The sequence below is a fragment of the Clostridium sp. genome (assembly GCF_034179595.1).
Lineage (GTDB): Bacteria > Bacillota > Clostridia > Clostridiales > Clostridiaceae > Clostridium.
The window spans coordinates 21,614-37,863 of sequence record NZ_JAXFPT010000017.1 but is presented as its reverse complement, the minus strand read 5'-3'; the positions used below and the strand labels follow the sequence as shown (position 1 = coordinate 37,863).

Annotated in this window: 14 protein-coding genes and 1 riboswitch; of the genes, 1 reads left to right on the top strand and 13 read right to left on the bottom strand. The window is 28.4% G+C overall.

The window, feature by feature from the left end; genetic code table 11:
• Positions 1-29: 29 nt before the first annotated feature.
• From SPJ33_RS01955 to SPJ33_RS01935, 5 genes are all read right to left on the bottom strand, one after another.
• Positions 30-1,067 (bottom strand): exosporium glycoprotein BclB-related protein, encoded by a 1,038-nt coding sequence (locus tag SPJ33_RS01955; RefSeq protein WP_321116290.1) that lies wholly within the window; start codon positions 1,065-1,067, stop codon positions 30-32.
• A gap of 147 nt (positions 1,068-1,214) precedes the next feature.
• A complete protein-coding gene (gene thiI, locus SPJ33_RS01950) occupies positions 1,215-2,369 on the bottom strand; it encodes a tRNA uracil 4-sulfurtransferase ThiI (protein ID WP_321116289.1) in 1,155 nt (384 codons plus the stop codon).
• Complete coding sequence (locus SPJ33_RS01945) at positions 2,366-3,511, bottom strand: cysteine desulfurase family protein (protein WP_321116288.1); 1,146 nt, start codon at positions 3,509-3,511, stop codon at positions 2,366-2,368. The genes thiI and SPJ33_RS01945 overlap by 4 nt, the downstream gene beginning before the upstream one ends.
• Positions 3,512-3,715: 204 nt before the next feature.
• Entirely contained in the window at positions 3,716-4,345 is a 630-nt protein-coding gene (locus tag SPJ33_RS01940; protein WP_321116287.1) for a cyclase family protein, read from the bottom strand.
• A 190-nt stretch (positions 4,346-4,535) separates the two neighbouring features.
• Positions 4,536-4,922, bottom strand: a complete 387-nt coding sequence (locus SPJ33_RS01935; protein WP_321116286.1) for a ferritin family protein — start codon at positions 4,920-4,922, stop codon at positions 4,536-4,538.
• A 231-nt stretch (positions 4,923-5,153) separates the two neighbouring features.
• Positions 5,154-5,256: riboswitch (TPP riboswitch) on the top strand.
• A gap of 36 nt (positions 5,257-5,292) precedes the next feature.
• Here SPJ33_RS01935 and thiT point away from each other — a divergent pair.
• On the top strand, positions 5,293-5,928 hold the full coding sequence (gene thiT / locus SPJ33_RS01930) for an energy-coupled thiamine transporter ThiT (protein ID WP_321116285.1): 636 nt from the start codon (positions 5,293-5,295) through the stop codon (positions 5,926-5,928).
• 36 nt (positions 5,929-5,964) lie between these two features.
• On the opposite strand, the gene SPJ33_RS01925 is transcribed toward thiT, so the two are convergent.
• From SPJ33_RS01925 to cdaA, 8 genes are all read right to left on the bottom strand, one after another.
• On the bottom strand, positions 5,965-7,629 hold the full coding sequence (locus tag SPJ33_RS01925) for a DUF6541 family protein (RefSeq protein ID WP_321116284.1): 1,665 nt from the start codon (positions 7,627-7,629) through the stop codon (positions 5,965-5,967).
• Positions 7,630-7,737: 108 nt separating this feature from the next.
• Complete coding sequence (glmM, locus tag SPJ33_RS01920; RefSeq protein WP_321116283.1) at positions 7,738-9,081, bottom strand: phosphoglucosamine mutase; 1,344 nt, start codon at positions 9,079-9,081, stop codon at positions 7,738-7,740.
• A gap of 129 nt (positions 9,082-9,210) precedes the next feature.
• Positions 9,211-10,032 carry an AIM24 family protein gene (locus tag SPJ33_RS01915; protein WP_321116282.1) on the bottom strand — a complete coding sequence of 274 codons (822 nt, stop codon included), beginning with the start codon at positions 10,030-10,032 and terminating at the stop codon, positions 9,211-9,213.
• Positions 10,033-10,137: 105 nt separating this feature from the next.
• Positions 10,138-11,205: a butyrate kinase gene (buk, locus tag SPJ33_RS01910; RefSeq protein ID WP_321116281.1), complete on the bottom strand. Its 1,068-nt coding sequence runs from the start codon at positions 11,203-11,205 to the stop codon at positions 10,138-10,140.
• A 25-nt stretch (positions 11,206-11,230) separates the two neighbouring features.
• Complete coding sequence (gene ptb, locus SPJ33_RS01905) at positions 11,231-12,139, bottom strand: phosphate butyryltransferase (RefSeq protein ID WP_321116280.1); 909 nt, start codon at positions 12,137-12,139, stop codon at positions 11,231-11,233.
• Between the two features lie 184 nt (positions 12,140-12,323).
• Positions 12,324-13,922: an NAD(P)/FAD-dependent oxidoreductase gene (locus SPJ33_RS01900; RefSeq protein WP_321116279.1), complete on the bottom strand. Its 1,599-nt coding sequence runs from the start codon at positions 13,920-13,922 to the stop codon at positions 12,324-12,326.
• A 12-nt stretch (positions 13,923-13,934) separates the two neighbouring features.
• The gene (locus SPJ33_RS01895; protein ID WP_321116278.1) at positions 13,935-15,338 is read right to left on the bottom strand and encodes a YbbR-like domain-containing protein; all 1,404 of its coding nucleotides are present in this window, start codon (positions 15,336-15,338) and stop codon (positions 13,935-13,937) included.
• Positions 15,308-16,162 (bottom strand): diadenylate cyclase CdaA, encoded by an 855-nt coding sequence (gene cdaA / locus SPJ33_RS01890; protein WP_321116277.1) that lies wholly within the window; start codon positions 16,160-16,162, stop codon positions 15,308-15,310. The genes SPJ33_RS01895 and cdaA overlap by 31 nt, the downstream gene beginning before the upstream one ends.
• Positions 16,163-16,250: the final 88 nt, after the last annotated feature.

Sequence of the window (16,250 nt, the reverse complement as noted above, 5' to 3'; positions counted from 1 at the left end):
ATTAAGTAGTCTTTTTATTTTAATTAATTTTATGATATTGCTACTCCTCCGCTTGCATATCCAATTATAGTTTGAGCTAAACTAAGACCTGTTGCAGTTGCTGAGAATACTAACAATAACCTTGTTTGTGAAGTTACAGGTATATTAAGTCCTGTAATTAAGCCATTACTAGAAGCTCCAATTGCTAATAATCCTGTTAATGCTGGTGCTAATGTTACCACTGCTCCTGGTACAGCTGTAAATGTGTTGTTTGGAGTTGTTGATCGATATAATTGAGCTGTTATAGTTACTGTTGTTCCAGTAATACTTAGCGCTGTAGTAACACTGAAATATGCACTTATTGCTGTTATTGTTCCATCTCTTGGAGCTGAAAATGCCATATTAATAGGTGTTCCTGCTACTATTGATGCTCCTGATAAATCTATAGTTCCTCCAAGTATACTTACTCCATTTGCTGAATTACCAAATCCAACAAGAGCTGTTGTGCCAACTAATCCTCCTGCAATAATAGTTAAAGTTACTGGTAATCCTGATGCATATGGAATAATTGCTGAACTTCCTGCTACTCCTTGAAGTCCTTGCAGACCTTGCAATCCTGTTACTCCTGTTGCACCTTGAATTCCTTGTGGTCCTTGTGGACCTGTTGCTCCTGTTGGACCTTGTGCTCCTTGTGGACCTTGTATACCAGTTGCTCCTGTTGGTCCTTGAATTCCTTGTGGGCCTTGTGGGCCCTGTGGTCCTGTTGGTCCTGTTAGTCCTGGCATTCCTGTTGGTCCTGTTGGAGTAAATTCTGTTCTTAATAAAACATATGGAGTTTGTCTAGTATTACTTGAACTAAATAATGCAGTACCTTGACTTTGAGCTGAAACATTTATAATGATCTCATATATATCCGAAATACCATTGTTTCTAATAATATTTAATAGATCTATACAAATATATTTGCAAATATCTCGTGAGTTTATCGAATATGATAACGCTTTATTTAAAACTATATTTCCATTTATATCTCCAATTATTACGTCAAATTTAATTAATAATTTTCCTGTAAACCTTAAGTCACTCAAATATAAATAAAAATTTAGTATATCTAAATTAGAAGTTTCGTTTATATTAAAACTTAAATAAAAATTACTTATTCTTTTACTGAAATATCTAGTTTGATTGGAAATGTATAGTTTTTGTCCAACTTTTACATTTTCCCCATTTACATATTAAAATACTACAACTTCCATATCATCAATAGCTTTTTCAACTAATGCATCTATATCTAAAGGAGCCTCTGATTTTCTGATTCCTTCTACTCTTGGTTTTGTCTTTGGATGTTTTGGTACAAAGATTGTACAACAATCTTCATAAGGAAGTATTGATGTTTCATATGTTCCTATTTCTCTTGCTATATCCATTATATCTCCCTTATCCATAGCTATAAGTGGTCTAAATACAGGTCTATCTGCACAATCTGTACTTACAACAAGTCCTTCCATTGTTTGGCTTGCTACTTGACCAATACTTTCTCCACTTGAAATTGATTGTATTCCTTCTCTTTCAGCTACTGCACATGCAACTCTCATCATAAATCTTCTCATTATGATTGTAAGTTCATCTTGAGGGCATTTATTTATTATATCCATTTGTATATCTGTAAAAGGTACTATAAATAATCTAACTCTTTCAGTATAATTACTTAATATTTTTGCTAAATCTTTTACTTTATCTTTAGCTCTTTCAGATGTATAAGGGTGACTGTGATAATATATACAGTTAAGTTCTACACCTCTTCTTGCCATAAGATATCCTGCTACTGGTGAGTCAATTCCACCTGAAAGCATAAGCATAGTACTTCCGTTCATTCCATATGGAAGACCACCTACTGCTTTTACTTTATCAGCACTTGTATAGATATAAGCTTTATCTCTTATTTCAACATTAACTAAACATTCTGGATTCTTTACATCAACAGAAAGATCACCTTCATAGTTCTTTAATACATATGCTCCAATTTCTCTTGATGTTTCCATAGAGTTTTTAGGGAATTGTTTATTTGCTCTATTAGTTGCAATTTTAAATGTTTTTGGCTTCATTTCTTGTACTTTCTTAAGAGCTTCAGCCTTTATAGCATCCATATCTCTTTCTATTTCTGTTACAATACATACTTCTGCTATACCAAAAACTTTTTTAACTCTTTCAACACATTGTTCTAAATCTTCAGCTTGTATGAAATATCTATTTTGGTCATTTATTATTTCAAACTCTAATCCTTTAAGCTTCTTTTTGATGTTATCTCTTAATCTTTTTTCAAATTTATTTTTATTTAATCCTTTTAAAAATATCTCTGGTGCATACTTAACTAATATTAGTTTTCTCATCTTTTTATCCTCCTTAAGAAATTTAATGAGCTTCTTAGTTTATCTATTACTCTATCGATCTCTTCTTCTGAATTATATTCACTAAATGAAAATCTGATTGCTCCTTCTGCATCTTTATTATTTAATCCTAAAGCTTTTATTACATAGCTTCCACTTGCAATGCTTGTCTTTGATGTACATGCAGATCCAGTTGATACGTATATATGATCTTCTTCTAACATATGTAGTAATACTTCAGCTCTAACTCCTATAAATGATACATTTAAAATATAAGGTGAGTGATTACTATCATCAATACTATTGATTCTTACATTATCAAATTCTTTAAGTTTATCAAGCATGTATCTTTTTAAATTTAATACTTTTTCATAATTTTCACTCATATGCTTAACTGAAATTTCAGCAGCCTTTTTAAGTGCCATTATGCCTGGGACATTTTGAGTACCAGCTCTTAATCCACTTTCTTGACTTCCTCCATGTATAAGAGAGTTAGGTATTATTCCTTTTCTTAAGTATAAGAAACCTGTTCCTTTAGGTCCATGGAATTTATGACCTGTAGTTGTAAGCATATCTATGTTCATCTTTTTAACATCTATAGGAAATTTTCCATAAGCTTGTACCGCATCAACATGAAATTTAGCTCTACTACTCTTTTCTTTAATAAGCTTACCTATTTTTTCTATATCCTGTATAGCACCCATTTCATTATTAACAAACATTATAGAAATTAAAACAGTATCTTTACATATAGCGTTACTTAATTCTTCTAATGAAATTAGTCCGTTTTCATCTACATCTAAATAAGTTACTCTAACTCCGTTCTTTTCTATTTCTTCAAAAGCTTTTAAAACTGAATGATGTTCAAATCTAGTAGTAATTACATGATGACCACTTCTTGGTATTCCTTTTATAATACAGTTATTACCTTCACTTGCACCTGAAGTGAAATAAATTTCATCTTTTGATGCATTTATAGTATTAGCTATTACTTCTCTAGCTTCATTTACCTTTTTTTCTGATTTAATTCCAACTTCATGTAGAGATGATGGATTTCCATAGTATTCTCTCATTCCTTCTACCATAACATCTATGACTTCTTCATAAGGTTTTGTGGTAGCGGCATTGTCTAAATAAATCTCCAAACTTTTTCCCCCTCTTTTTTAGAATTATATTTTTAAAAAATTAATTCTAATTAAGAAATTCATAATATCCTAGTATTCTTATAAAATTACTAAGACTGCTTGTTTATTTATATATCATATCAATTTTTTTATTATTTTAAAAGTTTTATTTAAAATAATTTTGATACCTTTTAAAAGTTATCTATCCTATTTAGTCAAATTCTGCTATTCTTCAAGTGCATATACTCTAGTTGGTGCCCCATCTGCATTTCTAACCTTTAAAGGTGCTATTATTATTTTACATTTTTCATTTAAATCCTTAACATTGCAAAGATTTTCTATTAACATCTTTCCTTTTGATAATAGAATTCTATGATTTTTTACATCTTTTCCTCTACTATCTACTGAAATACAATCTAAACCTATTCCACTTAAAGTTTCTATATTACTTAAAAATTCACACGCTTCATCAGATAATATAGGGTATCCCTCAAGATATGCTTCTGTATACCACTTATCTTCCCAACCTGTCTTTAAGATTAAATAATCTACGCCTTCTATTTGTTTTTTATGTTTTAGTATTGTTTCTAAAGTTATTTCTTGCATATTAGTACAATCAATTATATATGCATCACCTATAAATTTATTTAAATCAAAATCATCTATAGTAGCTCCATCTTTAAATATGTGTCTTGCAGAATCAATATGAGTTCCAGTGTGAGTTGATAATTCAACTGTTAAAACATTAAATCCACACTCTTCTACCTTGTATAAAGGCTTTATGTTTGCACTTTCTTCTTCACAATATACAGTCATTTCTTCTTCTACAAAATGAGTTAAGTCAATTACTTTCATATTAATATCCTTTCTTATTAGTGCTTTCTAATAAATATTTACTAATAATATAATACTACAAAACTCATATTTTAAAATTAAAATTTAAAAGAGCTATAATAGATCTTCATTACTATTATAGCTCTTTAATTTAGTACTAATACTTAAAACATTTTTCTCTTATATGTACTTTTTAATATAAAATCTTAAATTATCTAGAAATAAAACCTTTTAGCATATTTCCATGTTTTACTTCATCTTTTGCAATATCTTTTAATTTTTCAAAATGCTTTCCTATTTCTTCATACATAGGACCACCCTTAAGTTCTCCTTCTGACATCATTTCAAAAGTTTTTACTTTTCCGACACTATTAAATAATTTTATAGTTTCTTCAGCTTGTTTGCTACTTGGTTTTAGGACTTCTTGAGTATATGATCTTATTAAAGATGCATGTCTTCCTTCATCAGCAGCCATTTCTAATAATTGATCTTTTATATCTTTTAGTTCTTCTAACTCTGCTAATTTTTGATAAATAACTACTCCATCTAATTCTGTTTGTTGTAACTTTAATAACATTTCTTTTTGTTCATTATTCATAATAAAACCTCCGAATCACATTAAAATAATTTATATTTAACTCAATTAAATTTTATACAATTAATTATATTTATATAATAATATATAATCTCTAAACTGTCAATAATTTAATGATATTATAATTTTGCTACATTTATTATTGTTTTATACTACCTTTGTTTTATACTATTTTTGTATTTTATTGACATTATATTGAATTAATAATAAAATTAAACTATAATTATATAATTTTAACTGTGCTAGGGGTGCCAAAAGTTGGCTGAGAAATGCGCTTGCATTAACCCTTTAACCTGATCTGGCTAATACCAGCGTAGGAAAGCAATTTAGTTTTCACACGTCCTTCTAGCACAAATATAGGAGGTTTTTTTTTATGAATTTTTTAAATGATATAGGAGCAAAATTTGGGACAATCCTTGAAAATCCTATGACACTACTTACAATAATAGCTTGCCTGGTTTTATTTTTTGCATTATTTAAATTTAGAAAAATTAAATTCAATGCAAGAATGATTACACATATTTCTATAGCATTAGCACTTTCAACGATACTTAATATTTTTAAGATATATAGATTTCCTCAAGGTGGTAGCATTACTTTAGGTTGTATGGTTCCAATACTTATCATAACTTTTGCTTATGGTAAAGAAGTTGGATTCTTAACTGGATTTTTATATGGTCTAATAAATTTACTTACTGATCCATACATAATACACCCAATACAAATGTTATTTGATTATCCATTACCATCAATGGCTATGGGACTTGCAGGTTTCTTTAGAAATCGAAAATACCTTGGTGTATTCGTTGCATTTTTCTCTAAATTCTTATGTCATTTTATATCAGGAGTAGTATTCTTTGGACAATATGCTCCAGCAAATATGGGCTCTGTACTTTATTCAATCGTTGTAAACCTACCTCTAGTAGCTGGAGAAATGGTAATTTGTATGGTTATATTAAAACTTTTACCTTTAGAAAGAATTATTAAAATAATAAATCCTAATTATTAAAAAAAGAAGTTATAAAATATAACTTCTTTTTTTAACCTATCGTATTTTTTTGATCTTAAAGCTATCGTATTTTCTTAATCTTATAATATATATAATCAATGTAATTATAGTTAGTATAGTTACTAAATAGCCTAATTTCATTAATTTAGTTCCTGTATAATCAACAACTAAACTTCCTTCTTTTATATTTCCAACATTAACTCTTATATACATTTCATTACTATGTGATACATTACCAAATTCTTTTTCATCATTATTTGATGATATTATCTTAAACGTATATCCTTTATAATATAATAACGGTAAATCTATATAAGCATCATCTTTATTAACCTTATAATCTAAGCTTATATAACAACCTCTCTTTATATAATTGCTATATTTAAATCCTTTATCATTACTTGTTACTATATTTCCACGTTCTTTTATTTTTTTTACGTCTGCACCTTCTGGTAAATATTCTTTACCAGCTCCTATATAATCTGAATATTTAGCAGAAAAATTATCAAAGTCTATATTTTGTATTCTATAATATTTTTTATAGGCCATTAAATTTACAATAGAAATTAATGATATAGCTATTACAATTACATATTTATATTTTTCTGAAAATATTTTATCTATGCTATATCCTGCAATAAATGAAAGCAATAAAGTAGCTATTAATCCCATTCTCCATGCAAATTGTATTTGATTGAATAATTTAAAATTATCACTTACAATTTTTAAAAATGGCGTTTTTATTGTTAATATTAAAGATAATACTCCAACAATAAAACAACTAAACATAAATAAACTATTTTTCTTTTTCATTATTGCAACTATGTATAACAATGATAAAATTACTATTACTAATCCAATAAAAAATCTTGAATTTCTATTAAATGTTAAGATATCTTCTATAGATACAGATCTATCATATGCAAATGGTTCAGCTTGTTGAACATTAAATTTGCTAGACAACATTTGTTCTATTATTGGTATCCAAGTATATGCTGTTATTAGTAAAGTTGTGATTGCTGCTATTATAGAATACAAAACTCTTTTTGGTTTTTGTATTAACTTATGTATATTTAATATATAAATTAATACACACATAATAACTACTATAAATACTGATAAAAGATGTGATAAAAGAATTCCACTCATACCAATTGAAAGTATATACCACTTTTTATAATTCCTATATAATAATTCATAAACACCTAATAATACTATTGGAATAAATATAAAAGATATGTATTCTCCAACAGCAGATCTAAAGTATAGATCAGTTATTTTATATTGTGCAAAAATATATATTACTGTTGAATATAATGCTGTATTTTTATTATTTGATATTTTCTTTATACAAATAAACATTGAAAATGTTGATGCTAATGTACATAGCGATAAAAATATTCCATATGCAAATTTAAGATTAATTCCTATTAAATTTAAAAAAGCTGCTATATATAATAATAAATCAGGATAAAATAATCCATTAGCATATCCATAACCATATAATGATTCTGGCATTATATTAACCAAAACATGTCCATTTACAATAGAATTTTTTATATCAGCTATTCTAAGAAGATGAAAAAGATAATCATCACCCCTAATATTAGCACTGATAAATAACGGAACTATTGTTATTAAAGTAAGTAATATAAGTATAAAATACATATATATATCCCTACTCTTTTTTTTATTTATCAAAACCATCCCTCCTAAGATTAATAAATAATTTCATATAAACTTTAAAAAGTTAATGATAAAACATGAAAATTTTACCATCAACTTTATTATACATGCATAAATTTAATATTAGCACTTAGATAGTATCATATCTGCTAGGTTATGAGCTAACTTATCAATTTCTTCTTGATTTTCTCCTTCTAGCATAACTCTAACTAATGGTTCTGTACCTGAAGGTCTTATTAAAACTCTTCCTTTACCATCCATTAATTTTTCCATTCTTTCTATTTCTGCTATTATTTCAGCATCCTTTAAATAAATATCTTTCTTATCATTAGGGACTTTAGCATTCACAAGAACTTGTGGAAGCTCTTTCATTATTGAGCATAATGAACTTATTGATTCGTTGCTTTGCTTGATTATTGCTGAAACTTGAAGTGCTGTAACTAATCCGTCTCCTGTTGTATTGTGATTTAAGAAGATTATATGTCCTGATTGTTCTCCACCTAGAACATATTCATTATTAACCATTTCTTCTAATACATATCTATCTCCAACTTTAGTCTTTAAAGTTTTAATTCCTAAGTTTTTGCATGCAATATCTAATCCTAGATTACTCATTACAGTAACAACTAAAGTATCATCTTTTAATTTATTATTTTCTTTAAGATACTTAGCGCATAATGTTAAAATGAAGTCACCATTTATAAGATTTCCTTTTTCATCAACAGCTAGACATCTATCTGCATCTCCATCAAAAGCAAATCCAACATCGCATCCTTTTTTAACTACGTATTCCATTAATTCTTCTGGATGAGTTGAGCCACATTTTTCATTTATATTAGTTCCATCTGGATTATCATTTATAACATAAACTTCTGCTCCTAAATCTCTAAATGCTTCAACAGCTGCTTTATAAGCTGCTCCATTTGCGCAATCTAAAGCAATCTTCATACCTTTAAGATCTACTGATATTGTATTTTTAGCAAATTCAATATAATCATCTAAAGCTGATATTTCTATCTTTTCTCTTCCAAGAGAAATTCCTGTTGGATTTGGTACTCCTTCAAAATCAGATTCAATTACTCTTTGTATTTCATCTTCTAATTGATCTGAAAGTTTGTATCCATTATTATTAAAGAATTTTATTCCATTATATTCTACTGGATTATGTGATGCTGAAATCATTACACCTGCATCTGCTCCATACTCTCTAGTTAAATGTGCTACAGCTGGTGTTGGTATAACTCCAAGCACTATAGCTTCTGCTCCAACTGATAATATACCTGCAACTAATGCAGCTTCTAACATATCACCTGATATTCTAGTATCTTTTGCAACCAATATCTTTGGTTTATGAGCACCTTCTGTTAATACATATGCTCCTGCTCTTCCAAGTTTATATGCAAGTTCTGCTGTAAGTTCAGTATTTGCTACTCCCCTTACTCCATCAGTTCCAAACATTCTACTCATAAAATTTACCTCTTTCTCTTTATCTTAATTACATTAACTTATTGTAAAGTTTTTTCCTTTGTAATTATATCATCTTATTTTACAAAATTATACTATATTATAAAAGTAATATATTAAAGTTCCTTAAACTTACTTAAATTCCTCTTCTTTAAAATTATCTTTTAAATCAAGATTATTAAGCTTATCATATATAACTTTAGTTGGTACAAGCCATACTTCTCCAGTTCCTCTATAAACATTTAAAAGTCCTTCTCCACTAGTTGCACTTCCAATAAAAGAAGTAGCTGATTTTTCTACAGAAAATTCTATATCTCCACTTCTTAAAATTGCAAAACTACCATCTATTTTTAAAGTATCTTCATTTAATTTACATCTAAATATTTCATTTTCTGGTACTGGAAGTTCTAAAACAACAATCCCATCACCTTGTATTCTTGTTTGAAATACTCCCTCATTTCCAAATATCATAGATGAAATAGTTTTTTGAATAGTAGGTGATACATCTACACCTTCTTCACATGCTAAAAAAATCCCATCATCTACTATTATATGATCATTTTCAAGCTCTATTAATGCATAATGCTTAAATGAAGGCTCTAAGAATATCTCCCCAGTTCCAGAATAAGTTGGTTTAAACATTTCTTCACCAGTTAATTTACTTGAAATAAACTTTTTTGAAAGGCCTATTACACCATCTGTTTTATTTGTAATTTTAATATCGCCCTTCATATAACTTAATGCTCCAGCTTCTATTTTAACGCTACTTTCATTTAGCATTATTCTGACTTGCTTTAATCTTATTCCAGATCTATTTACAATATCTAAATCAAATGCTGTATCAATATCACTTGCACCTTTTAATTCATCATACTCTAATATTTGAAATCTTGAATCATTTGTCATCTGACTAATCATTGTCAATTTATTTTCAAATTCTAAGCTAGTCCTCATAAAAACCTCCATATTAATTAATATCCCTAACTTTAAAATATTATATATAAAAAAGAGATATATCTAAATTATAGACATATCTCTTTTACTTATTCAATAATCATATTAGTATTGCTTAGCTTGTTCTTCTCCATTTAATACTCTGATTGCACCTTGTGCTAAAGCAAGTAATTCATCTTCTCCTGGATAAACTTTAATTTCTGAAATCCAACCTACTCTCTTATTTATATCACTAACTACCTTATCTGAGTAAGCTAATCCACCTGTTAAGATTATTCTATCAACTTTTCCTTCTAAAACTGTTGCCATAGAACCTATTTCTTTTGAAACTTGATATATGAATGCATCATATATTAATTTAGCTTTTTCGCTACCTTCTTCAGACATCTTTATAACATCTCTGAAGTCATTTGTATTAAGGTAAGCAACGCATCCACCTTTACCTACAATTTTTCTATAAACTTCTTCCTTTGAATGCTTTCCATCAAAGCACATATTTATAAGTTCTCCAACTGGAACTCCTCCAGCTCTTTCAGGTGAAAATGGGCCATCTCCATCTAATGCATTATTTACATCTACAACTTTACCTTTTTTGTGAGCACCTACTGAAACTCCACCACCCATATGAGTAACAATAAGATTTAAATTTTCATATCCTTGTCCACTTTCTTTTCCGTATCTTTTAGCTACTGCTTTCTGATTAAGAGCATGGAATTTACTTCTTCTTGGTAATTCTGGTACACCTGATATTCTAGCTACATCTTCTAATTCATCAACAACAACTGGATCAACTATAAATGCTGGTATATTTAATCCACTTGCTATTTCACTTGATAATATTCCACCTAAGTTTGAAGCATGTTGTCCTTGTACACCATTTTTTAAATCTTCTATTAATTCTTCTGTAACTTCATAAGTACCACCTGGAATTGGCTTAAGCATTCCGCCTCTTCCCACAACAGCATCTAATGTAGTTATATCAAAATTCTTTTCTTTTAATACATCTAAAATAACGTTTTTTCTGAAATCTAATTGATCAAATATTGTTGCATATTTTGCTATTTCATCTGATGAATGTCTTAAAGTTTCTTCTAATATTTCTTTTTCATTTTCATAAACTCCAATTTTAGTTGAAGTTGAACCTGGATTTATAATTAATAATCTATATGACATACCCTTATACCCTCCTAATAGTAAATTATCTTAATGATTCAGCAACTAAAGCTGCTAGTGCAATTGAATGTACTTTTGTTTCAAATGAATCTGCTCTTGATGTTAAGATTACTGGAGCTGATGTTCCAACTAATAATCCACCGTTTTTTGATCTTGATGTATAAGTTAAGCATTTATACATAACATTTGCTGTTTCTATGTTTGGAAGAACTAATACATCTGCCTTTCCTGCAACTGGACCTGTTATTCCCTTATGATGTGCTGCTTCTTCAGATATTGCATTATCAAGTGCTAAAGGTCCATCAACTATACAGCCTTTTATTTGTCCTCTATCATTCATCTTTGATAATAATGATGCATCTAAAGTTGCTGGCATATCTGGATTTACAACTTCAACAGCACAAATTGGTGCTACCTTTGGTATTTCAAGTCCACAAGCATGAGCTACTGATACTGCATTTTCTATTATTTGCTTTTTAGCCTTTAAATCTGGATATGTGTTAAATGCCGCATCTGTTAAATATATTAATCTATCTATTCCTTCTATTTCGAAAACAGCAACGTGAGACATAAGCTTTCCTGTTCTTAATCCAACTTCTTTATTTAATACACTTCTTAAAAATGTTGCAGTATCAACTAACCCCTTCATTACCATATCTGCTTTTCCGCTTGAAACTAATTCAACAGCCATAAGAGCAGCTTTTTTGTCATCTATTTCATGTATTATTTCATAATCTGATAAATCAAGTCCTATATTATCAGCTACTTCTTGTATTTTAGTTTCATCTCCAACTAATATAGCATCTGCAATTCCTTGTTCTTTTGCTGATTTAACAGCTTCTAAAACAGGTTCATCTTGTGCTACTGCTACTGCTACTTTTTTAGTTTTTACTTCTCTAACCTTTGATAATAATTCATCAAAATTTCTACTCATTTTCAATGCACCTCTTATTTTTACGTTTTAAACAATATGTTTTTTGCATACTTTACTCATAATTGTAATTTTTTTTCGTTAATTTTATAACAATTTCTTTATGTCTATTGTATCAGAAAATATATATAAATTGCAAATTGTCAGAAAATTTAATAAAAAAAGTGGCATAAAGCCACTTTCTTAATTAATCAATCTTAAATTTTTGCATTATTTTTTCTGAAACTTTTATTCCATCTACTGCAGCTGAAATAATCCCTCCTGCAAATCCTGCTCCTTCTCCAGTTGGATAGAAGCCTTCTAAACTAACACTTTCAAGACTTTCATTTCTTGGCATTCTAACCGGTGCAGATGTTCTTGTTTCTATTCCAGTTAAAACTCCATCTTCCATATCATATCCTTTTATTCTCTTACCAAATACTTGTATACCTTCTTTTAATGTATTTACTACAACTTCTGGCAAGCATTCTTTTAACTCTTTAAAAGCATAGCCTGGTTTATATGTTGGTTTAACACTTCCAAGCTTTGTTGATTGTCTATCATTTAAAAAATCACCTATAAGTTGGATTGGAGCTTTATAATCTCCTCCACCTAACTTAAATGCTAAACTTTCATACTTTCTTTGATATTCCATTCCTGCAAGTGGATGATCTCCTTCAAAGTCTTCTGGTCCAACTGTTACAACTAATGCTGAGTTTGCGTTTTCTAAATCTCTTGCATGATAACTCATTCCATTAGAAACTAATCTACCTTCTTCTGAAGCTGCACCAACTACAACTCCACCTGGACACATACAGAATGAATATATGCCTCTATTATATTTTTCACTTTGATATGTTAATCTATAATCTGCTGCCTTAAGTCTTGGATGGTTAGCATACTTTCCATACTGAGATTCATTTATAATTTCTTGAGGATGTTCTATTCTAACCCCTATAGCAAAAGCTTTTTGCTCCATTAAAATATCTGAATCATATAGCATTTCATAAGTATCTCTTGAGCTATGTCCAATTGCAAGTATTAAACATTCACAAGGAATTTCCTCACCATTTACTATGATACTTTTTAACTTGCCATCTTCTTTTTTTATTCCTTCAAGTTTTGAATTAAAATGAACTTCTCCACCTAAACTTTTTATCTCTTCCCTTATATTTTTAACAACATTTTTAAGTATATCTGTTCCTACATGAGGCTTTCCAACATACATTATTTCTTCTGGTGCTCCATTTTTAACAAGCTCTTCTAAAACAAAAGCACATCTTTTATCTTTTATTCTAGTAGTAAGCTTTCCATCAGAGAATGCTCCAGCTCCGCCTTCACCAAATTGCACATTAGAATTTAAATTAAGCTTTCCACTTTTCCAAAATTCTTCAACAGTTTTTGTTCTATTATCTACGTCTTCTCCTCTTTCAAAAACTATTGGTCTATATCCATGCTTTGCTAAAGTTAAACTTGCAAATAAACCTGCTGGTCCTAAACCAATAACAACTGGTCTATGATTTAACTTCTTATCTCCATAAACAAATTCTTCTATTATTTCATCTTCTTCAAACTTTATGTTATTATCTTTTAGTCTATTTACTATATTCTTTTCATTTTTACATTTTACTTCAATACAATAATTAAACTTAATTATATCTTTTTTTCTAGCATCTATGCTTTCTTTTATTATCTTAAATGATTCTATCTCTTGTTCTTTTATTCTTAGCTTTTTTGCTACCTTCTTTTTAAGAAGCTTTGTATCTTCTTCTATATCTAGAATAATATTATTTATTCTTATTGCCATACTAGTTTTCTCCTATACTGAATTTTTATCTTTATCTTTGTCTTCATCCTTATCTGTTGTAGTAGCTTGTGTTGACTTTTTATCTAGTGTAAATTTTATTTTATCAACATTTGATATAGATACTTTACGATCACTGTTTACCATACTCACATTACAATTCTCTTCAAATGTTCCACTTTGCTTAAAATTACTTAAATCAAAATTACATATAAAATCCGCTGTACTTATATTACTCATATCTTCTTTATTTCCCTCTACAGTTATATTAACTGTTTTAGATTCATCAGATATTTTCATATCATTATCAAGTCCAGTATAATTTACTGGTATTTCAAATGATTTAGTTGTTTTTAAATTATCTTCATGACTTGTATTATTAGAATTATTATTGCTAGTACTACTATTTTTGTTATTATTAGCATTTGTATTTGTATTATTATCACTTTGATTATTTGTATTACTATTGTTTTGATTTTCTGGTTCAACATTGATATTTATAGTAATATAATCATCTCCATCAGCTAAACTAATATCTTCTGGTAAAATTATTTTTACTTTCTTTTGAGTATTATTTTTTATATCACTTAAGTTTACATCTTCAGTATTAAGTGAATTTACTGAGTCAATATTATTCTTTTCTCCTATAATTTCAACTGATTTTCTTGAAGGTATAGTACTAACTAATTTATATCCATCTGGTAAACTACCTATGTAATTTGTTTTTATATCTACAGTTTTACTATTACTAACATATACAGACATTTTTTCTTTATCTTTACTCAACTTAACGTCCTTAACTACATCACCATTTGCATCTAAAGGTTCAAGTAAAAATTCTTTTGTTATATTTGTATTTACATCATTAAGTTCACCAACCATAGCTACGCTGGCTACTTTATTTACAGCACTTTCTGGCCCTGATACTTCTACTTTTGATGCAGTAAATTTTTCTTTATCTTTATATACACCTGATGCATAATTTACTTGAACTTGTGATGTCACATCAAAACTTTTAGATATTAATTTTTCTAGTTTTACTTTAACTACTAAATCTCCATTGTTCTTTATATTTAATTTTTCTGGATAATTTACTACTTGAACTGGTATATTATTAATTCCAGTTTTTAAGGCATATTCTCCTATATCAGCTACTAATGAAAATTTATCTTTATCTATAGAATAGATATCTTTTGTATCGCCTTCTAAACTTAAATTTACATCAAAGGTCTGATCTGGTGATATTGCTAAATTGAATTGCTTTAATGTTTGAGTATTCAATAATTTAACTGGTACACCTCTTAAAGTATATGATTTTGTTGGGTTTTCAATATTAGTTATATAAAGCCACAGACCAAAGGATAAAAGTATACATACTAATTTTATAATTAATGTTTGTTTTTTACTTCCCTTATCCATGTTTTCACCTTCTCACCAACTGATTTTACTTTTTTATTTTCTTTATTATGCATAATGCTTAATAAAGTTCTTTTTAATTTTTCTTTATCATAATTTCTAGTTAATCTTCCACCTATAGCAAGTGAAATTACACCTGTTTCTTCTGAAACAATTATAACTAATGCATCAGAAACTTCTGAAAGACCAATACCAGCTCTATGTCTAGTACCTAACTTTTTATTTATATCATTATTATTTGTAAGCGGTAATACACATCCAGAGGCATAGATTCTATCTTTTCTTATTATTGTTGCTCCATCATGAAGTGGAGTATTTACAACAAAAATATTTTCTAAAAGAGCTGAACTAATTTGAGCATCTATTATTGTTCCTGATCCTAAAACTTCACCTAATCCTGTTCCTTGTTCTATAGCAATTAATGCTCCTGTTTTTGTTTCAGCTAAGTCTTCTACTGCTGTAACTATCTGCTCAACTATCTCTTCTCTCTCTTTTACATCTGTAATATTATGTGTTTCATCAAAAGCAGTTCTACCTAAATGTTCAAGTGCACGTCTAATTTCAGGTTGAAATATAATAACAACAGTAAGAACTCCTATTGTTAGAGTTTTACTTAATATAAAATAAAGCATATTTAACCTTAATACATAACTTATAGGAAGTAATGCAACAATAAACACTATTCCCTTTAAAAGCTGTACTGCTCTTGTTTCATTTATAAGCATATATCCTTTATAAAAAATATATGAAACTACTAATATATCTAGTATTGAAAAAATAGATATATGTCTAATTGAATTTATTGCTTCAATAAAAAAATCTTGCATCAATTTCACCCCTTCTCACTCTATCTTTCCTAAATTATACACCAAATAATCATCACTTAGTATAATAGAGTTTTACTTTTTATCATTT